General features: G+C 69.5%; 18 protein-coding genes. 7 read left to right on the forward strand and 11 right to left on the reverse strand.

Annotation, left to right across the window (positions count from 1 at the left end):
• Window position 1: 1 nt before the first annotated feature.
• Window positions 2–1,297 (reverse strand): extracellular solute-binding protein, encoded by a 1,296-nt coding sequence (locus OHA77_RS06140; protein WP_326821635.1) that lies wholly within the window; start codon window positions 1,295–1,297, stop codon window positions 2–4.
• Window positions 1,298–1,520: 223 nt separating this feature from the next.
• Between OHA77_RS06140 and OHA77_RS06145 the strand changes: the two genes are divergently transcribed.
• The 3 genes from OHA77_RS06145 to OHA77_RS06155 are packed head-to-tail and all read left to right on the forward strand — an operon-like array spanning window position 1,521 to window position 4,879.
• Window positions 1,521–2,486, forward strand: a complete 966-nt coding sequence (locus tag OHA77_RS06145; protein WP_326821634.1) for a sugar ABC transporter permease — start codon at window positions 1,521–1,523, stop codon at window positions 2,484–2,486.
• On the forward strand, window positions 2,483–3,316 hold the full coding sequence (locus OHA77_RS06150) for a carbohydrate ABC transporter permease (protein ID WP_326821633.1): 834 nt from the start codon (window positions 2,483–2,485) through the stop codon (window positions 3,314–3,316). The genes OHA77_RS06145 and OHA77_RS06150 overlap by 4 nt, the downstream gene beginning before the upstream one ends.
• A gap of 48 nt (window positions 3,317–3,364) precedes the next feature.
• Window positions 3,365–4,879, forward strand: coding sequence for a hypothetical protein (locus OHA77_RS06155; protein ID WP_406316744.1), 1,515 nt, complete (start codon window positions 3,365–3,367; stop codon window positions 4,877–4,879).
• 51 nt (window positions 4,880–4,930) lie between these two features.
• On the opposite strand, the gene OHA77_RS06160 is transcribed toward OHA77_RS06155, so the two are convergent.
• Both OHA77_RS06160 and OHA77_RS06165 read right to left on the reverse strand, forming a co-directional pair.
• Window positions 4,931–5,614: a response regulator gene (locus OHA77_RS06160; RefSeq protein WP_406316745.1), complete on the reverse strand. Its 684-nt coding sequence runs from the start codon at window positions 5,612–5,614 to the stop codon at window positions 4,931–4,933.
• Between the two features lie 20 nt (window positions 5,615–5,634).
• Window positions 5,635–6,852 carry a sensor histidine kinase gene (locus OHA77_RS06165; RefSeq protein WP_406316747.1) on the reverse strand — a complete coding sequence of 406 codons (1,218 nt, stop codon included), beginning with the start codon at window positions 6,850–6,852 and terminating at the stop codon, window positions 5,635–5,637.
• Between the two features lie 396 nt (window positions 6,853–7,248).
• On the opposite strand from OHA77_RS06165, the gene OHA77_RS06170 reads away from it, so the two are divergent.
• Entirely contained in the window at window positions 7,249–10,713 is a 3,465-nt protein-coding gene (locus OHA77_RS06170) for a LamG-like jellyroll fold domain-containing protein (protein ID WP_406316749.1), read from the forward strand.
• Between the two features lie 44 nt (window positions 10,714–10,757).
• Window positions 10,758–17,756: a polymorphic toxin-type HINT domain-containing protein gene (locus OHA77_RS06175; protein ID WP_406316751.1), complete on the forward strand. Its 6,999-nt coding sequence runs from the start codon at window positions 10,758–10,760 to the stop codon at window positions 17,754–17,756.
• A gap of 596 nt (window positions 17,757–18,352) precedes the next feature.
• Here OHA77_RS06175 and OHA77_RS06180 read toward each other — a convergent pair.
• The 4 genes from OHA77_RS06180 to OHA77_RS06195 are packed head-to-tail and all read right to left on the reverse strand — an operon-like array spanning window position 18,353 to window position 20,586.
• A complete protein-coding gene (locus tag OHA77_RS06180; protein WP_406316753.1) occupies window positions 18,353–18,685 on the reverse strand; it encodes a hypothetical protein in 333 nt (110 codons plus the stop codon).
• 18 nt (window positions 18,686–18,703) lie between these two features.
• Window positions 18,704–18,853 (reverse strand): hypothetical protein, encoded by a 150-nt coding sequence (locus OHA77_RS06185; RefSeq protein ID WP_406316754.1) that lies wholly within the window; start codon window positions 18,851–18,853, stop codon window positions 18,704–18,706.
• A 40-nt stretch (window positions 18,854–18,893) separates the two neighbouring features.
• On the reverse strand, window positions 18,894–19,889 hold the full coding sequence (locus tag OHA77_RS06190; RefSeq protein ID WP_406316756.1) for a serine hydrolase domain-containing protein: 996 nt from the start codon (window positions 19,887–19,889) through the stop codon (window positions 18,894–18,896).
• A 43-nt stretch (window positions 19,890–19,932) separates the two neighbouring features.
• Window positions 19,933–20,586 (reverse strand): TetR/AcrR family transcriptional regulator, encoded by a 654-nt coding sequence (locus OHA77_RS06195; RefSeq protein WP_406316758.1) that lies wholly within the window; start codon window positions 20,584–20,586, stop codon window positions 19,933–19,935.
• A gap of 91 nt (window positions 20,587–20,677) precedes the next feature.
• Between OHA77_RS06195 and OHA77_RS06200 the strand changes: the two genes are divergently transcribed.
• Window positions 20,678–21,619, forward strand: coding sequence for an oxidoreductase (locus OHA77_RS06200; RefSeq protein ID WP_406316760.1), 942 nt, complete (start codon window positions 20,678–20,680; stop codon window positions 21,617–21,619).
• Window positions 21,620–21,832: 213 nt separating this feature from the next.
• Entirely contained in the window at window positions 21,833–22,627 is a 795-nt protein-coding gene (locus tag OHA77_RS06205; RefSeq protein ID WP_406316762.1) for an SDR family NAD(P)-dependent oxidoreductase, read from the forward strand.
• Between the two features lie 31 nt (window positions 22,628–22,658).
• Here the strand turns inward: OHA77_RS06205 and OHA77_RS06210 are convergent, their stop codons facing one another.
• From OHA77_RS06210 to OHA77_RS06225, 4 genes are all read right to left on the reverse strand, one after another.
• A complete protein-coding gene (locus OHA77_RS06210) occupies window positions 22,659–23,411 on the reverse strand; it encodes a lysophospholipid acyltransferase family protein (protein WP_406316764.1) in 753 nt (250 codons plus the stop codon).
• A 135-nt stretch (window positions 23,412–23,546) separates the two neighbouring features.
• Window positions 23,547–25,280, reverse strand: coding sequence for a thiamine pyrophosphate-binding protein (locus tag OHA77_RS06215; protein ID WP_406316766.1), 1,734 nt, complete (start codon window positions 25,278–25,280; stop codon window positions 23,547–23,549).
• On the reverse strand, window positions 25,277–26,050 hold the full coding sequence (locus OHA77_RS06220) for a cyclase family protein (RefSeq protein ID WP_406316768.1): 774 nt from the start codon (window positions 26,048–26,050) through the stop codon (window positions 25,277–25,279). The genes OHA77_RS06215 and OHA77_RS06220 overlap by 4 nt, the downstream gene beginning before the upstream one ends.
• A gap of 121 nt (window positions 26,051–26,171) precedes the next feature.
• On the reverse strand, window positions 26,172–26,924 hold the full coding sequence (locus OHA77_RS06225; RefSeq protein ID WP_406316770.1) for a sulfite exporter TauE/SafE family protein: 753 nt from the start codon (window positions 26,922–26,924) through the stop codon (window positions 26,172–26,174).
• Window positions 26,925–26,970 lie beyond the last annotated feature (46 nt).

Raw genomic sequence — 26,970 nt, forward strand, 5'->3', positions numbered from 1 at the left:
CTTAGACAAGAGCGTCATTCCAATTCTTCTCTGCTGTGTCGAGCGCGTCCTTCACGCTCTTCTGTCCCTGGAACACGGCGCGGATCTCCTCCGCCAGGGACTCGGCGAGCTCGGTGTCCTTGGCCGTGCCCATCGGGGTGTACTCCAGCTTCGGCAGTCCCTTGACGATCACCTCGCGGGCGACGTCCACCGGATCGGTGCCACCGGCGCCGGCGAAGAAGGCGTCCTTCGTCGAGGAGATCGTCGACGGGTAGATCGGCACGATCTTGCAGAAGGCGAGCTGGTTGGCGCCGTTGGTGAAGAACTTGATGAACTCGGCCGCCGCCTTCTTGTGCTTGGAGGCCTTGGGGATGGTGAACGTCTGCTGGGCGTTGAGCAGATAGCCGCCGCTGGCCGTCTGGACGGGCTCGGTGACGACGAGGTCCTTGTAGATGTCCGGGGCGTTCTTCTGGATGTTGACCAGGGTCGCGCCGTTGGCGCTGGCCGTGAAGGCGATCTGGCCGTTGTCGAGGCTCTGCGGGAGGGCGCGGACGTCCTTGGAGACGGAGCCCGGCGCGATGCCGTGCTCGTCGTAGCTCTTCTTGAACTTCTCGATGATCTCGGCGACCTCGGGGGTGTTGAACGCCGCCTTCTTCTTGTCCTCCGACAGCAGCGTGACCCCGTAGTAGCGCAGCACGGAGACGACGGACGGCCCGGGGATCTCGTTGATGCCGTAGACCTTGGTGTCGTCGTAGACCTTGGCCGCCAGGGCCAGCGCCTCGTCGTAGGTCTTCGGCGGCGCCTTCTCGTCGAAGCCGGCCTTGGACACGACCGACTTGCGGTACATCGCCACCGGGGCGCCGCCGTTGTACCAGGGCACTCCGTAGAGCTTGCCGTCCTGGCGCAGCGGCTCCACCAGGTTCGGCTGGAAGTCGGCGAGCTCCGCCGGCTTGAAGTAGTCGTCCATCGGCGCCAGCGACGGGATGAACCTGCCGAGGTCGGGAGAGCCCAGGTTGACCGCGTCAGGCACGTCGCCGCTGGCCATGGCCGCGAGCAGCTTGGTCGCGCTGTCCTGGCCGGGCACGTCCACCCACTTGACGGTGACCTTGGGGTGTTCCTTCTGGTACTGGGTGATCAGCCCGGTGACGTAGTCGTTGAAGTTCTTCTTCAGGTTGATCGTCCAGAATTCGACCTCACCCTCGAACGGCTGGTCGGCCGCGGAGGAGGGGGTGTCTTCGGTGGTGCCCGCCACGCAACCGGTGGTGAGCACCGCCAGCGCCAGCAGTCCTGCCGCTAACGCCGTCCTGGGTGGAGTCATTCCGAGCCTCCTGAATTGCGGCCGTCCTTAAATCATTCTTTCGGCACAATGTCAGTCCGACCGGGACCCGTCAAGCCCCCGGTTTCAGCTCCCTCATCACTCATCCGGTCAGCCCGTCAACCCTTGACGAACGGGAATCGGCAAAGATACGCTCCCGGAATTCTGGCCTGCCGTTATCTAATCTACGGCCCTCACAAATTCGCGCTGAAGGGTGTTAGCGCCGATGGCCACACACGTACAAGAGAGCCACGCGCCTTCGGCGGCCCCGATGCGGCGTGGCCGCAAACGCAATGTCCGAGCGCCGCAGCCCGGCAGGCTGCCGGGGCAACGCTGGTATACGCCTTACCTGTTCTCACTGCCGGCTCTGATCCTGTTCGGGGTCTTCTTCGCATGGCCGGCGGTCACCGCGATCCAGCTGTCGTTCTTCAAGTGGGATGCGATCTCCCAGCCGATCTTCGTCGGCCTGGACAACTTCGCCCGGCTCGCGAGCGACGACAGGTTCTGGACCGGCCTGGGCAATTCGCTGCTGTTCCTGGTGGGGATGTTCCCGCTGCTCGTCGTCATCCCGCTGCTGCTTGCCGTACTCCTCAACCAGAAGCTGCCGGGCATCAAGACGTTCCGGATGCTCTACTACCTGCCCGTCGTTACCTCGATGGTCGCGGTCGGCGTCGCCTGGGAGTACGTCTTCAACCAGCAGGGCGTGCTCAACTGGATCCTCACCGGCTTCGGCATCCTCGACCAGCCGATCCAGTATCTCCTCGACCCCGTGTGGGCTCTTCCAGCCCTCGTCCTCGTCGAGGGCTGGAAGAGCATGGGCGTCTTCATGATGGTCTATCTCGCCGGGCTGCAGACCATCCCCACGAACCTCTACGAGGCCGCCAAGGTCGACGGCGCCTCGGCCTGGCACCGGCTGCGCCACATCACGGTCCCGCTGATCGTCCCCTATATCGCGGTCACGCTGACCATGGAGATGCTCGAGGCGATGCAGGTCTTCACGTCCGTCTACGTGATGACCCAGGGCGGCCCCCAGGACTCCACCCTCACGCTCGGCTACTACATCTGGTCGGCGGCCTTCCAGAAGTACGACATGGGTTACGCCAGCGCAATGGGCCTCGTCCTATGGATCCTTCTGGTCCTCATGGCGCTCGCCAACTACCGGATCACCAAGGGAAGGACGGTCACGCCATGACGCCGAAGCTCGCCTTCTGGCTGCGGCGCGCGGGCATGTACGTCCTGCTGACCGCGATCGCCCTCGTCTTCGTCGGCCCGTTCCTGATCCTGCTCTCGGCGGCCTTCAAACCCGCCGGTCAGGCCGTGTTCTCCTTCCCGCCCGACATCATTCCCCGGCCCCCGGTCCTGACCTGGGTGAAGGAGGCATGGACGACCATCCCCTACCTGAGCTACCTGCTCAACTCGGTCATCTACGTCGGCGTGATGGTGCCCGCGCACATCATCGTCTCCGCACTGTGCGCCTACCCGCTCGCCCAGGCGAACTTCCGCGGCAAGAACCTCATCTTCTTCGCCATCCTGTCGACGATGTTCCTGCCGGGCGAGGTCATGCTCCTCCCCCGCTTCCTGGTGGTCTCGCAGCTCGGCATGGCCGACACCTACGCGGGCGTGATCCTGCCGGGACTGCTGTCCGCTTTCGGGATCTTCCTGCTCCGCCAGACCTTCGCGGGCGTGCCGCGCGAGGTCATCGACGCCGCCCGCACCGACGGCTGTCACGAGCTGAGGATCTTCTGGCACGTCATGCTGCCCGCCGCGCGTCCCACCCTGGCGATCCTCGGCATCTTCGGCTTCATCTCGGTCTGGAACAGCTTCATCTGGCCGATGGTCGTGCTGAAGGACTCCGCGATGTACCCGATCGCGCTGGGGATCTCCTACCTCGCGGGCGTCACCGGCACCGACGTCCGCAGCCTCGCCGCCGGAACCGTCATCTCGATCCTGCCCGTCGTCATCTTCTTCATGATCATGCAACGTCACGTACTCGAAGGCATGCGCGGCGCGGTCAAGGGCTGACGTCGCGCGAGAGGTGGTTGAACAATGCTGTCACGCAGGCAATTCACAGTGGGAGCCCTCGCTCTGGGAGTTCTCGGCGCCACAGGTACGGCTCGCGCCGCCGCGGGCTACGACTACACGTCCAAGGAGACCTTCGACCTGTTCGACAAGGTCTTCCACGCGAGCGGCGCCGTCGGCCAGCCGACCGACCACAACGAGCAGGGCGGCCTGGGCTGGGGGCAGTCCTACGCGCTCGCCGCCTTCATCCGGATGTACGAGGCCTACAAGGACACCTCCTACCTGGACCGGCTCATCCACAACGCCGACCTCATGCTGGGCATGCGCGACTCGGAGCGGGGCGTGACCGACTACCGCGGCCTCTCGCTGCCCGTCTGGCGCAACCGGAGCTACACCGCCGGCGGCGGCACCCTGCTCGATCCGGCCGGGCAGCCGCTGCTGGAGGTGCGCAGCGCGCTGGCCAATGTCGACGACGCCGTCGCGACCGTCCGGGCGGGCACGAGCGAGGACCGGTTCACCCTTGAGGTGGCCAACACCCCGAAGGCCAAGGTGTCCACCTTCGCCGACCTCAGCATGGACCCGGCCAGCCCCGACTACGCGGTGCGCCGCGTCCTCGACGCCTACCCGTCGGCGACCATGGTGACCGTCCGCGACCTCAGGGACTCGCCGGCCGCGGGGCCGATCCCCGCCCTGGGGGCGACCAAGCTGGCCGCCGGGTCGGCGCACTTCTCCGTGCACACCGGCATGATCACCTATCCGCTGGCGTCGTTCGTGCGGATCGTCTACCGCACCCCGGACCTGCGCCGGGACCGGCGCTACAAGGCCAAGGCCGACGAGTATCTCGCAGCCGTCCGGGCCGCCGCGGCCGTCCACGACCGCGAGTGGGTGCAGAACGACGCGGGGCTCGGTCATTTCATCTGGCCCAAGGGGATGCCCGTCCCCTACGACGGCACGGAACAGCCCACCAACCAGAGCCTCGGACTGGGCCAGACCTACGCCGAGCTGGCCGTGGCGACCGGCGACCCCACCTACCTGGACCGCACCCGCCGGCTGGCCCGCGCGTTCGCCGGGGACCTGAAGGTCGACGCGGACGACGCCTACGTCTGGCCGTACTGGCCGACGTTCGGCAAGATGTACAACGGCTACACCAAGGCCGACGACGTCTCCGAGTACACCCCGTCGTACGGCTCGCCGGGCAAGGGCGCCCAGCAGGTCGAGGACCTCAGCCACGGCGCGATCGACGTCGAGTTCGCCGCGCTGGCCTTCCGCCAGAAGATCCACTACCAGGGCCGCGACATGGAGCGCTTCGCCCGCACCTACACGAAGAACCTCGCGACCTCCGACAACGGCGTGACGACCACCCTCGTCCGGGTCGACGGCACCGGCGCCCTGGCCACCGCCGGGCAGTATCTCCAGGCTCCCCGCTGGATGCCGGTGGCCCAGTGGGACGAGACCCTCTTCACCCACGCCCGCGCGGTCTACGACGACCACGCCGCCGAGGCGCAGTACGGCTCCACGCTGCTCTGCGTCGCCTACCTCAACTGGCACGCCCGCCGGAAGAGCTGAGCGGCGGCCGATCGAGCCCCCTCGCCGGCCACCGTGGGGGCTCGGTTGCGGTCACGCATGGGACGGGGCCTCCTGGCCGGGGATGACGAGGCCGAATTCGTACGCCAGTGCCACCACCTGGGCACGGCTTCCGAGGTTGAGTTTCGTCATGGCACGGTTGAGATGGGTCTTGACGGTGGCCTCGCTGACGAACAGGCGGGCGGCGATCTCGGTATTGGACAGCGCATGCCCGACCAGCTTGAGCACCTCGGTCTCGCGGGCGGTGAGGACGTCCAGCTCGGGAGAGGGCCGGGCGGCGGCCGGGCCGGGGTGGCGGGTGTAGGCCTCGATCAGGCGCCGGGTGATGCTGGGCGCGAAGAGCATGTCGCCGGACGCGATGGTGTGAATGGCGGCGATGAGCCGTTCGGGCGGGGTGTCCTTGAGGAGGAACCCCGACGCGCCGACGCGTAGCGCGTCGTAGACGTACTCGTCGAGGTCGAAGGTGGTCAGGATGAGCACCCGGGGCCGGTGGTCGTTCGCTGCGGCGAGGATGCGCTCGGTCGCCGTGACGCCGTTCATGCCCGGCATCCTGATGTCCATCAGGATCACGTCGGGGCGGGTGGCCGCCGCCAGGCCGACGGCCTCCTCACCGGTCGCCGCCTCGCCGACGACGTCGAGGTCGGGTACGGCGCGGATCAGCGCCGCCAGGCCGGCCCGGATGAGGATCTGATCGTCGACGACAAGTACCTTGATCATGCGTTCGGCTCACCGCGTGGCTAGAGGGGCTGATCGTCGGGGCCCGGGGACGACAGGGGCAGGGTGACCACGACCTCGAATCCGCCTGACGGCTTCGATCCGGCCGTGACCGTTCCCTTGTAGAGCTTGACGCGTTCTCGCATACCGATCAAGCCGTGACCGTCCTCCTCGGGGGTGACCGCCACCCCGCATCCGTCGTCGGTGACGCGAAGCTCCAGCTCGGTGGCGCCGTAGTCGAGCGAGACCCACGCCGTCGCCGGGCCCGCGTGTTTCAGCACGTTGGTGAGGCATTCCTGAACCACCCGGTAGGCGCACAGGTCGATTCCGGGGGCCAGCGGACGTGCCGAGCCGGTGATCGCCACTTCCACCGGCGCACCCGCCGAGCGCACCCGTTCCACCAGCTGTTCGAGCCGTTGCAGACCGGGCACCGGGTCGTAGCTGTCCGCGTCCTCGTCCACGTCGATGCGCAGGACCGACAGCAGCCGTCTCATCTCGCCCATGACCTCGCTGCCGGTGTCGGCGATGGTGGTGAGCGCGCCGCGCGCGGTGGCAGGGTCGGAGCCGAAGACGTACCGCGCGAGCCCCGCCTGAATCACGATGACCGACATGTGGTGGGCGACCACGTCGTGCAGCTCACGGGCGATGCGCACCCGTTCCTCGGTGACGGCGCGCCGCGCCTTGTCTTCCTGGTCCTGGCGCAGCCGTTCGGTGAGGTCGGCGAGCCGCCTGTTGCGCTCCACCAGCATCCGGGTGCTGTTGCCGAACGTCCAGGCGACGGCGACCATGACGCTCACCTGCATGATGTTCAGCCAGGCGAAGTCGTCCGGGGCGAGGATCGCGGCGTGCCACCAGGAGACCGCCACGGTCAGCGCGCACGGGAGCGACACGGCCGCAGGGCGGCGGCCGGCCACGGTGTAGAGCGCCAGCAGCGGTGCCACCGCGTTGAGCCTGGAGTCGTAACCGGCCGCGTGGAAGACGACCTCCGCAGTGCAGGAGATCGCCAGCACGGTGAGCGGTGCGCGCCGCCGCCAGGCCAGTACGAGGTTGACCAGCAGCGTCAACGCCACACCGACGACGTCCAGGGGGCGCTGCGCATAGCCCGGATCACCGGCGCCCGTGGAGAACACCAATCCGAACGCCACGGTGGTGCCGGCGACCACCACGCTGAAGACCAGGTCGACGATGAAAGGGTTCATCACGGCGAGCCGCCTGAGGGACGACAGCACCTTTAGCCGCATCAGCGCATGGTAGCCGCGATCGGGCCCGTCCCTCATCACCTGCGCGGTTGACCGCCGCTACGACCCCCGCGGTATCCGCACGGCACCATACCGCGGGGGTTTACCTCTCTGGCGTGGACGTACGCGGCACCTCACCGGAAGACCGGGAAGCCTCGCCTGTCCGGTATACCGCGAAAGTGGAACGAGGACCGCGAAACCGTACGGCGAACGTTTCAGCGATCTTCATCCGCCAGGTTGACGCTCTTATTTCCGATTTTTCCTATAAATGGTTCCGGTTCGGAGCGTCGGCCCTCTCGGGATGTGGCGTGCACGCATCGGGACGGCATCCGTCCTCCGGCGCGTCGGAACCGCTGAGTATCCGTGGAAACGCAGTCACGCAGGATCTCTGGAGGCTTGATGCGCCGCCGCACCCCCCGCGGTCTCCTCGCCGTGGTCATGTCGCTGTTGGCCGGCTCCCTGGCCGCCGGTGGTGTCCTGCACCCCGGGACTCCCGCGGCGGCGGCAGAGGACACGCCCGCACAGACCGAGCGGGAGGCCGTGGACCAGGCGCGGAGCAGGAAGCAGCAGATCGAGGTGGTGTCGCTGCGTACGGAGAATCGCCAGGTGTTCGCCAACCCCGACGGCTCGTTCACCTCGGAGACCTCGGCGCTGCCCGAGCGGGTACGGAGGGGCGGCGGCTGGGCCGACGTCGACACGACCTTGGCCTTCGCGGCCGACGGGACCGTGCGGACCGTGGCGACCCCGCTGGACCTGACCTTCTCCGGCGGCGGGACGGCTCCGCTGGCCGCCATCGGGGAGGGCGGGCGTTCGATTGGGATGACCTGGCCGGGGAGCCTGCCGAAGCCGGTGCTGGAGGGAGACACCGCGACATACGGCGAGGTCTTCCCGGGCGTCGACCTGAAAGTGACCGCGTCGGTGCTCGGCTTCTCCGAGGTGCTCGTGGTCAAGAACAGGGACGCCGCCGCCGACCCCGCGCTGGACAGGCTCGCCTTCGGCATGCGCGCGAACGGGCTGGCGGTGCGCAAGACGGCGACCGGCGGCCTGAGTGCCGTGACCGAAGGAGGAGCGGAGGTCTTCCACTCGCCCCCGCCACGCATGTGGGACTCCTCAGGGGTGGCGCTCGGGTCGTCGTCTCTGCTGACCGGGCCGCAACGCGAGGGCAGACAGGCGGTCATGGGCGTCGAGGTGGCTCAGGACCGCATCACGCTCACGCCGGACAAGAACCTGCTGACCGCTCCCGACACCACCTATCCGGTGTACATCGACCCGCAGTGGTCGGGATCAAAGCTGGCCTGGACATACGTCGACAAGTCCTATCCCTCCCAGGAGTACTGGAACTCCAGCCACATGCCGGAGGCGGGCAACTACGGCGGCGGCGTCAAACGGTCGTTCTTCCGGATGGACTCCGACAACGTCAACGGCAAGCACATCCTCAAGGCGACGTTCCGCATCACCCAGGCCAAGTCCTGGGGCTGCACCGCCGACCCGCAGGCTGTACAGCTCTGGCTCACCGGCGGCATCGCCACGTCGACGAACTGGAGCCATCAACCGTCCTGGATCGACTGGCAGGACAGCGTCTCCGCCGATGCCGGTTACAGCTCCTCCTGCCCGGACAAGGGCATCGAGTTCGACGTGACCGGTGCGATCGTCAAGGCCGCCAAGTCGGGCTGGTCGAACACGACGTTCGGCCTGAAGGACTACGACGACACGGGCAGCAGCGTGTGGGGGTGGAAGGGCTTCAGCGCCTCGCCGAAGCTCGTCATCGACTACAACACCCCGCCGTCGGCGCCCTCGGGCATCGGCACCTACCCGGCGACGCCCTGCGTCACCGGAGCCGCCCGGCCGGCGGTCAACGCCGGTGACGTGGAGAACCCACTCCAGCTGAAGGCCCGGATCTACGACCCGGACAAGGCGAACGACGGAGTGCGGGCCGAGTTCGTCATGCACCACTACGACACGGCCACCGGCGCGTGGGACGACATCACCTCGACCCTGCCCGGCGGAGGGAAGACCGCCTACAAGTACACCACCTCGGCGACCGACCACTCCGTCAAGCTGGCCAAGCTCGCCACCGGGCAGATCTACTCCTACCGGGTGAAGGCCTACGACGGCACCGACTCCAGCGCGTGGAGCAAGTGGTGCGAGTTCACGGTCGACACCGTGGATCCGGCGAAGCTGCCGAAGGTGACCTCGGCCGACTACCCGGCCGGCACCCCCGACGACTGGCAGGGCGGCGTGGGACGGGCGGGCGGCTTCACGCTGGCGCCCGGCGACGGCGAGACCGACGTGACGGCCTTCAGGTACGCGCTCGAAGACCCGGCCGCGGCCACCCCCGCGACCCAGGTGACGATCCCCGCAGGGCAGGCCTCCGTCAACGTGCGGGTCGCGCCCCGCCACGACTGGCTGAACGCCCTGTACGTCTACCCGGTCGACCGGGCGGGCAACGTCGGCAAGGTCCCTGCCGTCTACAGCTTCTACGTCAAGGCCGGATCCGACCCGGTGGGGCACTGGCGGCTGGACGAGAGCGCGGGAACGGTGGCGGCCGACGCCGCGGCGACGCCGCACCCCCTGGCACTCGCCGGAGGCACCGCGTGGGCCGGCGGCCGCGTGGGCGGCGGGGTCCGCCTGGACGGCGGCACCGGGTACGGAAGCACGGACGGCCCAGTGGTGCACACCGACAGGAGCATGACCGTCGGCGCATGGGTGCTGCTGTCCGACAAGAGCAAGAACTCGACCGTGGTCAGCCAGTCCGCCACCCACGGGTCGGGCTTCCAGCTCTACTACTCCTCCGGCTACAAGCGCTGGATCTTCAACAAGTACGACGCCGACACCGACACCGAGACCATCGTCCGGACGGTGAGCGACGCCGAACCGCTGACCGGCATATGGACCCACCTGGTGGGCGTATGGGACGCGCCGTACCGGCAGCTCCGTCTGTACGTCAACGGGATACTCCAGTCGGCCCCGGCCTCCTTCCCCTACGCTCCCTGGGACGCGACCGGCCCGCTGCAGCTCGGACGCATGAAGTGGCGCGGCACGTTCATCGAGAACTTCGCCGGTGACATCGACGAGCTCAAGGTCTGGAACCGGGAGCTGTCCGACGACCCGCGCACGGTCAACGACCCCGCTCTCGGCAACGAGATCGCCGCACTGGCCAAGCAGCCGCCCATGCAGCGCGGCTGGTGGAAGTTCGAGGAAGGCACGGGCGGCGCCGCGTCCGACTCCTCCGACGGACGCTGGCCCGCGACGCTCAGCGGCGCCGCCACCTGGTCCGACGACGGCTTCGACGGCGGCGGTGTGCTGAGCCTCGACGGCGCCACCGGCTACGCGTCCACTCCGTCGGCGCCGATCCGGACCGACCGCAGCTACGCCGTGACGGCGTGGGCGCGTCTGGCCGGCGACGACACCTGCGCGCTGCCCGACCACGTGATGACCGCCCTCAGCCAGGACGGCGCCAGGAACAGCGGCTTCTACCTCGGCTACCGGATCTTCACCGAGAACGGCGCCAAGGTGCCCCGCTGGGCGTTCTCGACGATCAGCGGTGACACCGACACCTCGACCATGACGCACGCCACGTCGGCCCAGCCGATCGACTGCTCGGTGCTCAACACCTGGACGCACCTCGCCGGGGTGTACGACGAGCCCGCCAAGGAGATCCGGCTGTACGTCAACGGCCAGCTCGTCGACCAGCGTCCATTCACCGGCTGGGCCGCCGGCGCGCTGCAGATCGGCCGGGCCAAGTACCGGGGTGCCGCCGTCGACTACTTCGGCGGCGACGTGGACGACGTCCGCGCCTACACCGGCACCCTGACCGACCGCCAGGTCGTCGACATCGCGATGAACCTCCCCATCGACGGCTAGACCCCCGGGTCACCGACGTTCCCTACGCTCCCCCGGAGGAAGCCGTGCTCGGTTCAAGGCGAGGCTGGATCCAGATCGCCGGAATGCTGGCCATCGTGGTGCCCGCCACGCTGATCAGTCCGATCTCCGCCCAGGCGATCGACGACCCCGGGTGGCACAAGGCCCAGGAGCAGCATGCCGTGCCCGGACATGCCGTCAAGGCCCGCGGGCCCTTGACGGATCCGGGGGCCGCGTACGACCTGAAGGGAGCGCCTTCGGTCGCCTGGCCGGCACCGGGTACGGCCGTGGTGAAGCTACCGGCGCCGGCGGACGGCATGTCCTCGGGCGCCGCGAACGAGACGACACCGGACGCCGCACGGCGGGCGACGCCGGACGCGACGGTGACCGGGCCGGGCGGCGCCGGGAAAGTCCGGGCCGGGGAACTGCCGATCCGACTGGGACCGGCGACGACCGCCTCCCGGGGGAACGGCAGGGCGCCGGCCGCAGAGGGGCCGGCCGGCGCCCTCCCGGCGGTCCAGGTACGGACGCTGGACGCGCGCACCGCGGGCAGATCTCAGATCAACGGGCTCGGCATCCGGTTGACGCCGCAGACCCCGCCGTCCGCCTCGGCTCGCCTGGCCGTCGAGGTGGACTATTCGGGCTTCCGGTACGCTTTCGGCGGCGACTGGGGCTCGCGGTTGCGCCTGGTCCGGCTGCCCGGGTGCGCGGCCACCACGCCGGAGCGGGCCGAGTGCCAGACCCGGACGCCGCTGCCCACCCAGGTCAACGACGTCAAGACGGGCCGCCTGGCCGCCGACGTCGACCTCGTGGCGGGCGCGACCACTTTGGCGGCCGAGGCCGCGCCGTCCGGTTCGGCGGGCAGCTACGAGGCGACGTCCCTGTCACCGTCGGCGACCTGGAGTGTGAGCAACCAGAGCGGCGCGTTCTCCTGGTCCTATCCGCTGCGCCTGCCGCCGACTCCGGGCGGGCCGACTCCCAACATCGGGTTCGCTTACTCCTCGGGGAGCATCGACGGCCGGACCGTCGCCACCAACAACCAGGCGTCCTGGATCGGCGAGGGTTTCGACTACTGGCCCGGTTTCATCGAACGCAGGTACAAGCAGTGCGCCGACGACGGCGTCACGCCCAAGCGCAGCGACCAGTGCTGGGGCAACTTCAACGCCACCTTGTCCCTGAACGGCCAGGCGACCGAACTGGTCCTGGACGACGCGACCCACACCTGGCAGCCGAAGGAGGACGACGGCTCCAAGGTCGAAAGGCTCTCCGGCGCCGACAACGGTGACGACGACGGCGAGTACTGGCGGGTCACCACTCCCGATGGCACGCAGTACTACTTCGGCCGAAACCGCCTGCCGGGCTGGGTGAGCGGCAAGGCGGAGACGCAGTCGACGTGGACGGTCCCGGTGTTCGGCGACGACGACGGGGAGCCCTGTCACCAGGATTCCTTCGCTGATTCCTGGTGTCAGCAGGCGTGGCGGTGGAATCTCGACTACGTCGTGGACCCGCACGGCACGGTGAGCACCTTCTGGTACGGCCAGGAATCCAACTACTACCGCCGGAACGTCACCACCCTGACCGACGGCGTTCCGAACGGCACTCCCACCGCGTACGACCGAAGCGGTTACCTCAAGCGCATCGACTACGGGCAGCGCTCGGACGCGATCTTCTCCTCCTCGGCCCCGGCCCGGGTCGCCTTCGACGTCAAGGAGCGGTGCATTCCGACCTCGGGCTTCGACTGCGCGGAGAGCAAGTTCACCAAGGACAACGCCAAGTACTGGCCAGATGTCCCTTATGACCAGAACTGCGACTCCGGCGAGAAGTGCATCGACAAGTACTCGCCGACCTTCTGGACGCGCAAGCGGCTCGCCGCCGTCACCACGCAGGTGCTGTCGGGCAGCTCGTACAAGGACGTCGACACCTGGACCCTCGACCAGCAGATGCGCGCCCCAGGCGACGGGACGGCCGCGGCGCTGTGGCTGGCCGGGATCCAGCACACCGGGAAGGTCGGCGGGACGGCGTCCCTGCCGCAGGTGAGGTTCGCCGGAGTGCAGAAGCCCAACAGGGTCGACGCCCTGGAGGGGCGGCCCCCGCTCACCAAATGGCGGATCTCCGCGATCGACAACGAGACCGGCGGTGCCCTGTCCATCACCTATTCGGACGAGGACTGCAAGGCCGGCGACACTCCCGAGCCGGACTCCAACACCCGCCGCTGCTACCCGCAGTACTGGTCTCCGGAGGGCGCCACCGCACCCAAGCGCGACTGGTTCCACAAGTACGTGGTCACCCAGGTCCAGCAGATCGACCGCACCGGCGGGGCTCCCGATGTGCTGGAGACCTACGAGTACCTCGGCGGCGGTGCCTGGCACCACGATGACGACGACGGACTGACCAAGGAGAAGTACAAGACCTGGTCGCAGTGGCGCGGCTATGGCAAGGTGCGGGTGCTCCGCGGTGCTCCCGGGGAGCAGCGCTCCAAGGCCGAGTTCACCTACTTCCGCGGGATGGACGGCGACGAGCTGTCCGGCGGCGGCAAGCGCGATGTCAAGGTCACCGACTCCGAGGGTACGGCCGTCGACGACGCCGAGCCCCTGCAGGGCCAGGTTCGCGAGGAGATCCGTTACGACGGCCCCACCGGGGCCGCCATGACGGGCACGATCAGCGGCTACTGGACCAGGCAGACCGCCGAGCGGGTCCGTGCCTGGGGAACCACCACGGCGACCATGGTGCGGGGAGACAAGGAACGGACCCGCACCGCGCTGGCGTCCGGCGGGTGGCGGCACACCACGACCGACACCGACTACAACGCCGACGGCCTGCCCACCCAGGTCAGCGACGTCGGTGACAACGCCACCGCCGACGACGACCAGTGCGTCCGCACGACCTACGCCCGCGACGCCGCTCGATGGATGGTCTCCTACGCCGCCCGGGTGGAGACGGTCACCAAGGCGTGCACCGCCACGCCGGACCGTCCCGGCGACGTGGTCTCCGACGTGCGCAAGTACTACGACGGCAAAGCGTTCGGCGCGGCGCCGTCCAAGGGCGACGTCACCAGGACCGAGAAGCTCGGCTCGTGGAACGGCGGCCCGCAGTACGTCACCGCCGGCTCCACCACCTACGACGTCTACGGCCGGCCGCTGGTGGTCACCGACCCCAACGACACCACGACCACGACGTCCTACACCCCGGCCACCGGGCTCGTCACCGCCAAGCAGGAGACCAACGCGCTCGGCCACGTCACCAAGACCGAGATCGAGCCGGCCTGGGGGCTCCCCAGCGCGACGACCGACACCAACGGAAAGCGTGCCGAGCTGGCGTACGACCCGCTCAGCAGGCTGACCGGTGTCTGGCTGCCCGGCCACGCCAAGGCGACGTACCCGTCCGCACCGAACATGAAGTTCGGCTACCAGATCCGCACCGACGGGCCGACCACCGTCTCGACCTCGACACTGCGCGACGACGGGACCACTTACACCACCGGCTACGCGCTCTACGACGGTCTGCTGCGCGCCCGCCAGACCCAGCAGCCCGCCCCCGGCGGCGGCCGGCTGGTGAACGACACGCTCTACGACACCCGCGGCCTGGTCTACAAGACCAACGCGGACTACTACACCGAAGGCGCACCGGGTGGCACGCTGTGGGTCCCGGCCAGCGACGACGACGTTCCAGGGCAGAACGTCACGGTCTTCAACGGCATGGAGTGGCCGACCGCGCAGATCTTCCGTAAGCGCGGCACCGAGCAGTGGCGCACCACCACGACCTACGGCGGCGACCGGATCAGCGTCGACCCGCCCGCCGGCGCCACCCCGGCTACCAAGATCGTCAATGCGCAGGGCGAGACCGTTGAGGTCCGGCAGTACAAGGGCGACGGCCCGACCGGCGACTACGACGCCACCAAGTACACCTACACGCGCGCCGGGCAGCCCGCCACCATCACCGACACGGCGGGCAACGCCTGGCTCTACCACTACGACCTGCGGGGCCGGCTGATCCAGGTCGACGATCCCGACAAGGGCACCGCGAAGCTCACCTACGACGACAAGAGCGACCAGCTCAAGACGGCGACCGACGCGCGTGGCTCCAGCCTGTTCTTCACCTACGACGCCCTCGGCCGCAAGACCGCCGAATACGCGGGCACCTCGGCGAGCGGCACCAAGCTCGCCGAGTGGACGTTCGACAAGCTCGCCGACGGCACAGTGGTGAAGGGCCAGCCGACCTCCTCGACCCGGTACGTCAAGAACGCCACCAGCGGCGCGCTGGACGCCTACACCAGCGCGGTGACCGGCTACGACAACGCCTACCGGGCCACCGGGACGCGGACCGTCATCCCGGCCGCCGAGGGCGCCCTGGCAGGCACGTACAAGACCACGACCGACTACAACTCCGACGGCACCGTCCACCGCACCGTGTCGCCCGCCGCCGGAGGCCTGCTCGGCGAGACGCTGCTGTACGGCTACGACGCTCTCGGCAACCCGACCACGATGCGGGGCCTTACCAACTACGTCACCTCGACGACCTACTCCAAGCTCGGCCAGGTCCTCGACCTGACGATGAGCACCGGTCTGAAACGGGTCAAGCGGACCAACTTCTACGAGGAGGGCACCAACCGGCTCTCCCGCTCCCTCTACGAGCGGGAGACCGCCCCCATCTCGGTGGCCGACACCAACTACACCTACGACCCCGCCGGCAACATCACCAAGATCGCCGACACGCCGTCCGGACAGCCGTCCGACGTGCAGTGCTTCCAGCAGGACTACCTGCAGCGCCTGACCGAAGCCTGGACCGCCACCGACGGCTGCGCGGCCGGACCGGCACAGGCGATCATCGGCGGTCCCGCTCCGTACTGGCAGTCGTTCGACTACGACTCGGTGGGCAACCGCACCAAGGAGATCGACCACGACCCGGCGGGTGACGTCACCAAGACCTTCGGCTACGCCGGGCCGGGCAAGCCGCAGCCGCACACGCTGACCTCCGTCGAGTACAAGGGAGGCACACGCGACGGCCAGATCGACACCTACACCTACGACAAGGCCGGCAACACCACCGAACGCGGCTCCGGCCGCCTCCTGGAGTGGGACGTCGAAGGCCACCTGGCGAAGTCGACCGACCCCTCGGGCGTCAGCACGTTCCTCTATGACGCGAACGGCGACAGGCTCATCCGCCGCGACCCCACCTCCACCACCTTGTACGTCGCGGACATGGAGATCCGGCTCGACGTCAAGTCCGGCGCCAAGACCGCGACCCGCTACTACACCTACGCCGGTCAGGCCATCGCGACCCGTACCAACCAGGGCGTCACCTGGCTCGGCGCCGACCACCACGGCAGCGCCGACGCCTCAATCGACGACACCGACACCCAGACGGCGACCCGCCGCCGCTTCACCCCGTTCGGGCAGCAGCGCGGCACTCCTCCGCCGCACTGGCCGGGCCAGAGAGGCTACGTCGGCGGCATCATCGACGAGGCCACGGCCCTCACCCACCTCGGCGCCCGCGAGTACGACGCCGAGACCGGTCGCTTCATCTCCGTCGACCCGGTCTTCGACGCCACCGACCCCCAGAGCTGGAACGGCTACGCCTACGCCGACAACCGCCCGATCACCGGCTCGGACCCCACCGGCCTGATGTTCGACACTCCGCCCTGCGGTTGGTCCTGCAGCGGAGGAAGCGGTGGTGGAGGAGGCGGTGGAGGCATCGCGTACCCGCCACCGCCCCCGCCGAGCAATCCGCCCCACTGCGGCCGCTGGAGCTTCGGCTGCAAGGCGAAGAACCTCTGGAACGAGCACAAGGCCACCATCGTCAACGTCACCGTCGCGATCGTCGTCACCGTCGGATGCGAGGTGGCCACGGGAGGCGTCGGCAGCATCGGCTGCGCCGCCGCGGGCGGGGCCGCCGGCAACCTGGCGGGCTACCTGGTCTCGACACCGCGCGACGAGTGGAGCGCCGGCGGCGCGTTCAAAACCATGGCCGTCGGAGCCGTTTCGGGCGCGGCAGGCGGCGGCCTGGGCAAGGCGGCGGGCGCGGCGTTGGGCAAGCTCGCCACCACGGCGACGGGCAGAGCCGTCGCGGGCGCGGTGGGCAAGGCGGCCGGCAAGGCCAAGTCCGCCCTGGGACGTGGCGGCGGCGCGGCAACCGAAGGGGCCGAAGCCGCAGGCGGCGCGGCGGCCAGGGCGGGAGGGAAGCCTCGTGCGTCTGCCGGAGCCCGCTCGGGCTGCAACAGCTTCGTCGCCGGTACCAAGGTCAAGCTCGCCGACGGCACATACAAGGCGATCGAGAAGATCAAGCCCGGCGAGAAGGTCCTGGCCACCGACCCGGCTACCGGCAAGACGGAACCGAAGCTGGTCGTCGCGGCCTTCTCCGGCGTCGGCTACCTCGGCCTCGTCCAGATCACGGTCGACACCGACGGCAGGAAGGGCGACGCCACCGGCGTCATCCTCGCCACCGAACACCATCTGTTCTGGGACACCGAGGACCGCACCTGGGTCCGCGCCGACCAACTGACCTCCGCCGATAACCTCCGGACGCCCGACGGCAAGACCCTGGACGTCGTCACCACCGCCCGCCAGCCGAACCACCCCACCGTCCACGACCTGACCGTCGCCGACCACCACACGTACTATGTGCTCGCCGGCACCACGCCGATCTTGGTCCATAACTGCCATGAAGTGGCTGTGGACACGAATGCGATCTCCGATGCTTTGACGGGCGGGCGTAGTGCGGATGTTGATGCTGCGCTAAATGGGAGGTCCCCCGTCATATCGCCAACCGCATATAACGAACTGCTTGAGGGTGGCCACTCGCCGACGAGCATCAACGAATGGATGTCGGCGCGTGGAGGCAGGATGGGCGCAGAGGGGAGCATACACGGGGCGCAGTCCATGCAGGAGTCGATAAATGAAATGTGGAAGGGAGGCTTCAGGCCAGTGCTGCACGATGACGATGCGCTTGTATTACACTCCGCCCTTGAAGACAACCTATCCCTTATAACGAACGACAAGCGCTTCGCAAAGAACATCGCACGGCTCGGCCTGCCCGTGGAGGGTTACTGATGAGCCTCTACAGTCGCCTGGCTGTCCCGCGCGAGCACCCCTGTGCCACTTGCGCTGATGGTGATTCCATTGTGATCCAGTTCCACCATGGGAGCCTGGTGATGAAGTCCTATCGCATAGGTGACGCGATCACGTGGGGAAAGAACGATCACGGATCCCCTCGTGAGGGAAAGTTCGGAGTCATGGGATATCAGGAGCCTTGCAAATATTGCAAGCATGATATAGATCAAATGTGGGTGATCGAATTCGAAGAGAATAAGATTATGGGAATACACATTCCCACGGAAAATGATCTAAATACCATTGAATGGTAGGGTCAAATTTGTTCGACACGCGCAAGCGTCCGAAGGTTCTGGTTCGAAGACCAGAATTGAATAGCGCGCGCATAATTGCATTCCGCTGAGATTTTATCTCACCCCCAGAGGCTCCACCGGAATCCATTCCGGCAGGATCTCGGCGGCGTCTGGGAGGAGCCGCCGGCAGTGGTTGACGGCAACGTCAGCGGACGGGTGTCGTACAAAACGGTGGTTCATCGCCGTCGTCGAGCCGGGTGGCGGAGTTGCCGAGGGTGATCGAGGCGAGCCCTCGGGTCCGGTTCAGGACCGCACGCCGTACGCGCGGATGATCGTCTGCCGTACCGCGTCGCCGGCGGTGCCGCTCACGGTGACCCGGAGCGAGACGAACCCGGTCGTGCGCGGGGTTTTCACCTTCGCGCTGCCGTGCTTGACCTTGATCGGCTGCCAGGTCGCGCCGTCGTCGAAGGACGTCTCCAGGACGGGCTTGCCGACGACCGAAGGGCGGCGCTCGGGCTGTGCTGAACCGTCAGGTCCAGCCTGAACAACCGCACTCCGGGCTGCGTTGAACCAACGGGCGAGAAGCCAACGCAGGCCTGCCCCCTGCGTGCTGAGGCCCGGAAACTCAGCACGCATACCAAGCAGGCCCTCAGGTCAAGGTTCTTCGGGTACGGCGGGCAGGCGGTTGCGCGCCCTCCGGGCAAAAACCGGCACCCCGGCACGTTCCAGTGCGTGGGTGACGTCCACCCCGGTCATGGGCGGGCGCCGCTTGCCCGCCGCCATCCTGACCAGAGCCGTGACCACCCGCAGCGCGGCCTCCTCCCCGTCGGCATGGACTCCGGGCTCAGGAGCTCAGCGCCGGCAGGACCACGTCCTCCAGGACGGCCCTGGGCGTGGCGTCCTGGTCGGATCCGTTGTAGTTGCCCGCGGTGACGGCCACGACGAGGTCGAGGCCGGGAAGGAGGAAGAGCCGCTGCCCGCCGTTGCCCGTGGCCGTGGCCCGCCCGTCCGGGGTGACGTACCACAGGTAACCGTAGGAGCGGTCGTTCCAGAGGGGCACCCGCGGCCGCAGCGTCGACTCGACCCAGCCCGCCGGGATCACCCGGCGGTCCAGCACGGCCTGGCCGATCGTGGCGAGGTCACGCGGGGCCAGCCGCAGCCCGGAGGCCGCCGCGGCCACCCCGTCGTCACCCGCCGTCCACTCGAAGGAGCCGATGCCGAGCGGTTCGAAGAGCGCGGTGCGCGCGAAGTCCTCCAGCGGCCGCCCGGTGCCCCGGGCTATGAGCCCGCCGATCAGGGCCGCGGCGCCCCCGCTGTAGTGCCACCGCCGGCCCGGGTCCTCGGTCACCGGGCGCTCCAGCACGAACCGGTAGCGGTCGGCGGCCAGCTCCATGCCGATCTCGTCGTTCTCCGGGCTGGTGTACGGCTTGCTCTCGTCCCACTGCAGGCCGAGCGTCATCGTCAGCGCGTGCTCGACGGTCAGCCGGGCCCGCCGGGGGTCGGCGGCCAGGTCGGGATACTCGGGGAAGTGCCGGAGGATCGGCTCGCCGGGCTCGGGCACCAGATCGTCGGCGAGCGCGATGCCGTACAGCAGCCCGACGACGCTCTTGGTGACCGAGCGGACGTCGTGCGGCGTATCCGGACCGAAGTCCACCGTGCCGAGGGGGGTGCTCCAGATGTAGTCCGCGCCGCTGCCGTAGTGCTCCAGGACCAGGTCGCCGTGGCGGGCCACCACGACGCCGTGCAGGCCCGGTGCCCGCCCCTCCTGGATGAGGGCGTCAAGCCGGTCGGCCAGGTCGGGCGCGAACCCCGCCTTCTCGGGTTGCCTCTGCCGCCACACGTGTTCGCTCCTGAGCTGCCGGACTTTTCAGATACGGAGACTTTCACAGGGAAAAGGGCTGTTCCGCAACCTCATCGGTCCGGCCGTGTTCCAGGGGCGGACGGAACGCGCCGGCACGCGCGGCGGCGAGCGCGATCCGCACCGCCTGTCCGGCCGCGACCTCGTCGACCGGCTCGGCGGTGATCAGCAGCCGGAAGTAGATCGGTGCGGCGAGCGCCCTGAGGAGCTCCGCCGGATCGGTGCCGCCGGGCAGTTCGCCCCGTTCGACGGCGCGGGTGACGACCGGCTCCGCGCGCCGGAACCGGTCGTCGAAGATGTGGCGCCTGGCGTCGGCGATCTCCGGCACGTGGGCGGCTCCGGAGAACATCGCGGCCAGCATGGCCTGGCCGATCGAGCCGGTCATCATCCGCACGAGTGAGCACGCGAGCGCGTGCAGGTCGGTCTCCACCGCGCCGGTGTCGGGGATCGGGACGTCCATCGCGGCGCGGTCGGCCAGCGCGTCGACGACGAGGCTCTCGCGGTCCTTCCACCGCCGGTAGACCGTCGTCTTGTGGACCCCGGCCCGCTGCGCCACGTTGTCGACGGTCAGCGCGGCGTAGCCCCTGTCGACCAGTTCGGCGAGCGTCGCGGCGTGGACCGCGGCGCGCACCTTCTCGCCGCGTCCGACCGGCTGGGGGCGCAGGGGACCAGAACTCATCGCAACTCCAAGTTGCTTTATCGGGGATCAGATGCCACGATCATTGTAACGCAACTTTGAGTTGCGATAAGTACCCCACGAAGGAACCATCATGCGAATCACCCCTGCGCCGACACTCCACCCCATCCCCGACCAGTCCGGGCGAGTGGCCGTGGTAACCGGCGCCAACAGCGGCATCGGCTACATCACGGCCCGCGAACTCGCCCGTCGCGGCGCCCACGTCGTGCTGGCCTGCCGCAGCCCCGAACGCGGGCAGGACGCGCTCGACCGTCTTCTCACCGAAACGCCGGGCGCGCGAGCCGAACTGCGCCGCCTCGACCTCGCCAGCCTGGACTCCGTCCGCGAGTTCGCCGCCGCATGGAGCCACGACCGGCTCGACCTGCTGGTCAACAACGCGGGTGTGGCGATGGTCCCCTTCTCCAGGACCGCCGACGGGTTCGAGTCGCACTTCGGCGTGAACCATCTGGGCACGTTCGCGCTCACCGGACGGCTTCTGCCCCACCTGCTCGCCGCACCGGCCCCCCGGGTGGTCACCGTCAGCAGCGAAGGCCAGCGCTTCGCCCGGTTCGACCTGGCCGATCTCAACGCCGAACGTGGCTACAGCGCCCCCTTCGCCTACGTCCGCTCCAAGAGGGCCAACCTCTACTTCGCCGTCGAACTGCAGCGCCGGGCCGCGGGCTCACCGCTGCGGAGCATGGCCGTGGCCCCCGGCCTCACCCGCACCAACGTCCTCACCGGGGGCGCCAACGCGGGCCGCGGCACGCTGTACCGCAGTCTCGTGCCGCTACTCGTCCGGTCCCTGTTCCGACCGACCGCCGAGGGCGCCAAGACCTCCCTGTACGCCGCGACAGCCCCCGACCTGCCGGGAGGCGTCTACGTCGCCCCCGACGGACTCCTGGAGCTGCGCGGCGAGCCGGCGATCCGGCACGGACACCGGGCCCTCCACGACACGGCCACCGCGCGCCGCCTCTGGGAGATCTCGGAGGACCTCACCGGCGTGCGCTACCCGATGCCGGCGGGCGCGGCGCGTTGATGCGCGGAGCCCGGACGGCCGGACGGCCACCGCCGCCGGAGCCCGAGGCGATGTGACCACGGAACGGGACCGGGTATGACCGACTCCATGGCGACGTGCGTCTTTCCGCACCTCACCTGACGAGCGCCGCACACCGGCGTTCGCCACGACAGGACCGCGCGGGCAACCACTGCCGACGCTTCATCGAAGTTCTAGCAACGCCTGGGGGCTCAGATGCATATCGACCTGACCGGCCGTACCGCGCTCGTCACCGGATCCACCTCGGGGATCGGCTACGCCATCGCCGCCTCGTTCGCCGGCGCGGGTGCCCGGGTGGTGGTCAACGGGCGGGACGAGAGACGTACGCGGGAGGCCGCCGCCGGCATCCGCGAGGAGACCGGCAGCACCGAGGTCCACCCGGTGGCCGCCGACGTCGCCACCTCGGAGGGCGCGGAAAAGATCATCGCAGCGGAGCCGGACGTGGACATCCTGATCAACAACACCGGCGTCTTCTCCGCGACGCCGGTGTTCGAGATCCCCGACTCCGAGTGGCGGCGCTTCTTCGAGGTGAACGTCCTCAGCGGTGTGCGCCTCGCCCGCCACTACATCCCGCGCATGGTCGGCCGCGGCTGGGGGCGCGTGATCTTCATCAGCAGCGACTCCGCCGTGCTGCCCCCGACCGAGATGGTGCACTACGGGATGACCAAGACCGCTCAGCTGGCGGTCTCCCGGGGGATGGCCCAGTCCGTGGCGGGCAGCGGCGTCACCGTCAACTCCGTACTTCCCGGCCCGACCCGCACTCCGGGCGTCGAGCAGTTCATCACCGACCTGATCGGTGGGGACATGCCCTTCGAGGAGGCAGAGCAGCGGTTCATCGCGCAGGAGCGCCCGACATCCCTCCTCGGCCGGCTCATCCTCCCCGAAGAGATCGCCAACCTCGTGCTCTACGTCAGCTCCGAGCAGGCGTCCGCGACCAGCGGAGCCGCCCTGCGCGTCGACGGCGGCGTCATTCCCACCCTGATTCCCTGACGGGCGGGACCTCCGATGGCCTGTCCGCCGTTCACGACTCGTGGCGGGCGGCCCGGGCCTCGGCCTCGTCGGCGTCCAGCTTGGCGGCCTGCTCCGGCGTGGGGGCGGTGCCTCCGAGGTGGTGGGGCTGCCACCAGGCGCCCGGAGGGATCTCCGGGTAGGTCCGCTGGGCCCGGTCGAGCAGCGCGGCCATGCGCTCGCGCAGGTCGGCGTTGACGGCGTCGTAGTCGTCACCCCGCTTGGCGTACAGCGGCTCGCCGACCAGGATGGTGATCGGCACATGCCGCTGGAGGAGCCTTCTGGGGCGCCCCTTGGTCCACAGCCGCTGGGTGCCCCACAGGGCGACCGGGATCAGCGGCACCTTCGCGCCCACGGCCATCCGGACCGCACCGTTCTTGATCTCCTTGATGGTGAAGGACTGGCTGATCGTGCCTTCGGCGAACACACCCACGATCTCGCCGGCCTTGAGCGACTTCAGCGCCGCGCCGAAGGCCGCGGCGCCCGCCGCCCGATCCACCGGGATGTGGTGCATGCCCCGCATCAACGGGCCGGAGATCTTGTGGTCGAAGACCTCCTTCTTGGCCATGAAACGGACAAGGCGCTTGGCCGGCAGCACGGTCAGGCCGGCGAAGATGAAGTCCAGATAGCTGATGTGATTACTGACCAGCACCGCTCCACCGGTTCGCGGGATGCGCTCGGCGCCTTCAACGCGGATCTTCAGGTCCAGGGCGCGGAACAGGGTCCGCGCAGCCCCGATGACCGGGGGGTACACGATCTCAGCCATGGCTGAACCGTACCTCAGCCGCCCTGCCGGCTTCGACCGGCCATGGCGCAGACGGCGGTTCCGCCCGAGGGGCTCCGCCGCGACCCCGGTGGAAACCGGGTGGAGGCGGGGCGGCGGATCACGCCTCCGGCCGGCTCAGTGCCCTCGGAACGCCTCCTCCAGCCACCACGCCCCCCGCGCGCCACCGACCTTGGCGTGGACCAGCAACGGCCGGCTCCTCGGCCCGGCCAGCCAGCCGGCCACCGCCGCGAGGTCATCCCGGTCCCGTACGGTCACCGCCTCGCAGCCGAACCCCCGGCCGATGGCGGCGATGTCGACGGGAGGGAAGGTGACGGTGTCCAGGGGGTGCCCGTCCGGACCGAAGTGGTGCACCTCGGCGCCGTAGGCCTCGTCGTCGTAGACCACGATCACCATCGGGAGGCCGAGCCGTACGACCGTCTCCAGTTCGGCGATGCCCATCAGCGCGCCCCCGTCGCCCAGCGCGGCCACCGGCAGTCTGTCCGGCCGGGCCAGGGCGGCGCCGATCGCGGTGGCCAGGCCGAGACCGATGGACTGGAAGGCCTGGGTGAAGACGAAGCCGCACTCGTCCGGGACGTCGAGGAACATCGAGGGATATCCCATGAAATTCCCGGAGTCGATGGAGACGACGCGTCCGGCGGGGAGCAGGTCGTCCAGCCCGATCGTGAGGGTGCGCGGGTCGATCCGTCCGCCGCCCCCCGCGTCGGCATAGGGGACATCCCGCCAGCGACCCTCTCCGGCGATCCGCCCGGCCAGCTCCGCCGACCGGTATCCGGTCCCGCCGGCCCGCCCGCCGCGGCCGTCCCCGTCCGCCACGCCGGGCGGGCCGGCACCCGGCGAAGGATCCGCCCCACCCGGTACGGCGGGCGCCTCCCGGCCGTCTCCTCCGGCGCCGAGCAGGCCCGTGACCGCCCGCGCGGTCAGGGCGACGTCACCGGTCACCCCGAGGTGGATCGGCCGGTGGGCGCCGAGGGCCCCGGCGTCCAGGTCGACCTGGACGACCCGGGTGTCCGGGCCGATGAGGGTGCCGTGGCGGGTGGTCCACATGTTGAGCGCGCAGCCCCAGCCGACGATCACGTCCGCGTCGCGGATGAGTTCGGCGGTGAGGGGCGAGGCGAAGCCACCGCTCACGTCGAGATCCCAGGGACTGCCCCGGAACAGCCCCTTGGCCACCGCGGAGGTGGCCAGCAGCGCGCCCGTCCGCTCGGCGAGCTCCTCCAGCTCCCGCCGGGCCGTACGTGCTCCCCGCCCCGCCACGAACACCGGCCGCCGCGCGGCCGACAGGAGATCGGCCAGCCGCGCCGCCTGCCCCGCCTCCGGTCCGGACGGCAGCGGAGGCGGCGCCGCGGGGGGTTCCGCAGCCGCCGGAACGGCCTGGTCCTGCACCTCCAGTGGGAGGTTCAGCAAGACCGTGCGCCGCCCGTCACGGGCCAGCCGGAACGCCTCGGCCGTCCGCGCGACGGCGGTCCCGGCGGAGTCGATCCGCAGGGGGACGGCGCCGACCGCCGTGGCCAGGGCGGCCTGGTCGACGTGGAAGTTGGACAGCGGCGCGGTCGCCTCGGCTGCCAGCACGACGAGTGGGGTGCGGCTCTTGGCGGCCTCGGCGATGCCGGTCATCGCGTTGGTGAGCCCGGGGCCCTGGTGGACGCTGAGCACCCCGACCCGGCCGCCGGTGCGGGCGTAGGCGTCGGCCATGGTCGCCGCGCCGCCCTCGTGGCGCGCGGCGACGAACCGCACGCCGTGCTCGACCAGCGCGTTGGTCACGTGGAAGTTTCCGCTGCCGACCACCCCGAAGGCGGTGTCCACGCCGAGCGAGGCGAGGGCGCGGCCCACGGCTGCGGCGACGTTCACCGTTCGACCAGGGCCAGGACACGCACCGGGCTGCCCGAGCCGCCGACGATGGGCAGCGGCGGTGCGACGACGACCGCGCCGGTGGCCGGGAGCCGGTCGAGGTTGCGGAGCTGGGTCAGGCCGTACTTTCCCGCACCGAGCAGGAACGAGTGACAGGGGAAGGCGGGGTCGAAGCCGTGTGCGGCGCCCGCGTCGGTGCCCACGGTCTCCACGCCGAGTCCGGCGATCGGCGCCTCCTCGGCCAGCCATCTGGCGCACTCCGCCGAGATGCCCGGGGTGTGCGGGCCGGTCTCGTCGGCGTTGAGGAAGCGCTCCTGGTCGTGGGAGCGGGTGTCCCAGCCGGTGCGGTAGAGCAGCCAGCCGCCCTCGGGCAGCGGGCCGTTGGCGTCCTGCCAGGCTTTGACGTGCTCGATCTCCAGCAGGAAGTCCGGGTCCTCACCCGCTTCGGCGGTGAGGTCGAGCACCACGGCCGGGGCGATCAGCCGGTCCACCGGCACCTGCGAGACGTCCTCGCCGTCCTTACCGGTGACCCAGTGCACCGGCGCGTCGAAGTGCGTCCCAGAGTGTTCGCCGGTCGAGATGTCGTTCCAGTACCAGGCGGGCCCTCGGTCGTCGTAGCGGCTGATCTCCTTCAGTGTGAACGGGACGGTGTTGCCGAACGGTTCGGGCAGCTGCAGGATCGGCGTCTCCGACGACAGCGGCGCGGTCAGGTCGATCACCTCGATCCCGCCGTTCCGGATGCTCTCCACCAGGTTCCGCAACACCGACATGACGCCTCCAGCATCGGAAGAAAGACCCGGTCAGATCCTCCTACACCCTTACCGCCCCGTCACCCCTCCCCCGCCGCGGCGGAACCCGCCACCGGACGCGGTCTCACCGGTGGACGCGGTTTCACCGGTAGGCGTCGATGCCCAGTTTGAGCGCGACGAGCAGGCCGCAGACGGCGGCGACGACGCGGAGCGACTGCCCGGGAAGCCGCCGTGCGATCGCCGGGCCGAGCCAGCCCCCCACCAGGAATCCCGCCGCGAGCGGCAGCGCGGCCGACCACTGCACCGGTCCGAAGATCGCGAATCCGACCGCGGCCACCCCGTTGGCCAGCGCGGACACGACGTTCTTGACGGCGTTGACCCTGACCGGCGACTGGTCCAGCACGGCTGTCAGCACTGCGAACATGAGGACCCCGCCGGCCGCGCCGAAGTATCCGATGTAGATCGCGACCGCGAACAGCGCGGCACGCACCGGCCAGCCGCGTTCGGCCTCCAGGTCACCGGCCAGCACCCCCAGCCTCGGCGGGCGGATCAGCAGCAGCGAGGCGGCCGCGATCAGCCACGGCGCGATGACCTCGAACAGCTGGGACGGAGTCAGCAGAAGCAGCAGCGCACCCGTGGCGCCGCCCAGCGCCGTCACCCATCCCAGCCGCAGGACCCGCCTGCCCTGGCCGGCGAGCTCCGGCCGCGACCCGGCCGCCGCCCCCAGGCCGGTGAACAGCAGCGCGACCGTGTTCGTGACGTTCGCGCTCAGCGGGGACAGGCCGAACGCGAGCAGCGCGGGGTAGGAGACGACGGACGCCAGGCTCACCACCGTGCTGACCACGCCTGCCAGCGCTCCCACCGCGGCCAGGCCCAGCGCTTCGGCGAAAATCACACCCGCAACCCAACCACACGGCCGGAAAGTCCGGTCAGGCGGTGGC

The sequence above is a fragment of the Streptosporangium sp. NBC_01639 genome, assembly GCF_045209755.1.
GTDB lineage: Bacteria > Actinomycetota > Actinomycetes > Streptosporangiales > Streptosporangiaceae > Streptosporangium.

What these genes read in the sequence shown, in the direction of transcription:
- OHA77_RS06140 (WP_326821635.1), bottom strand. Translation starts at nt 1,297, where the DNA reads ATGACTCCACCCAGGACGGCGTTAGCGGCAGGACTGCTGGCGCTGGCG.
- OHA77_RS06145 (WP_326821634.1), top strand. Translation starts at nt 1,521, where the DNA reads ATGGCCACACACGTACAAGAGAGCCACGCGCCTTCGGCGGCCCCGATG.
- OHA77_RS06150 (WP_326821633.1), top strand. Translation starts at nt 2,483, where the DNA reads ATGACGCCGAAGCTCGCCTTCTGGCTGCGGCGCGCGGGCATGTACGTC.
- OHA77_RS06160 (WP_406316745.1), bottom strand. Translation starts at nt 5,614, where the DNA reads ATGATCAAGGTACTTGTCGTCGACGATCAGATCCTCATCCGGGCCGGC.
- OHA77_RS06165 (WP_406316747.1), bottom strand. Translation starts at nt 6,852, where the DNA reads ATGCGGCTAAAGGTGCTGTCGTCCCTCAGGCGGCTCGCCGTGATGAAC.
- OHA77_RS06170 (WP_406316749.1), top strand. Translation starts at nt 7,249, where the DNA reads ATGCGCCGCCGCACCCCCCGCGGTCTCCTCGCCGTGGTCATGTCGCTG.
- OHA77_RS06180 (WP_406316753.1), bottom strand. Translation starts at nt 18,685, where the DNA reads ATGCGTGCTGAGTTTCCGGGCCTCAGCACGCAGGGGGCAGGCCTGCGT.
- OHA77_RS06195 (WP_406316758.1), bottom strand. Translation starts at nt 20,586, where the DNA reads ATGAGTTCTGGTCCCCTGCGCCCCCAGCCGGTCGGACGCGGCGAGAAG.
- OHA77_RS06200 (WP_406316760.1), top strand. Translation starts at nt 20,678, where the DNA reads ATGCGAATCACCCCTGCGCCGACACTCCACCCCATCCCCGACCAGTCC.
- OHA77_RS06205 (WP_406316762.1), top strand. Translation starts at nt 21,833, where the DNA reads ATGCATATCGACCTGACCGGCCGTACCGCGCTCGTCACCGGATCCACC.
- OHA77_RS06210 (WP_406316764.1), bottom strand. Translation starts at nt 23,411, where the DNA reads ATGGCTGAGATCGTGTACCCCCCGGTCATCGGGGCTGCGCGGACCCTG.
- OHA77_RS06220 (WP_406316768.1), bottom strand. Translation starts at nt 26,050, where the DNA reads ATGTCGGTGTTGCGGAACCTGGTGGAGAGCATCCGGAACGGCGGGATC.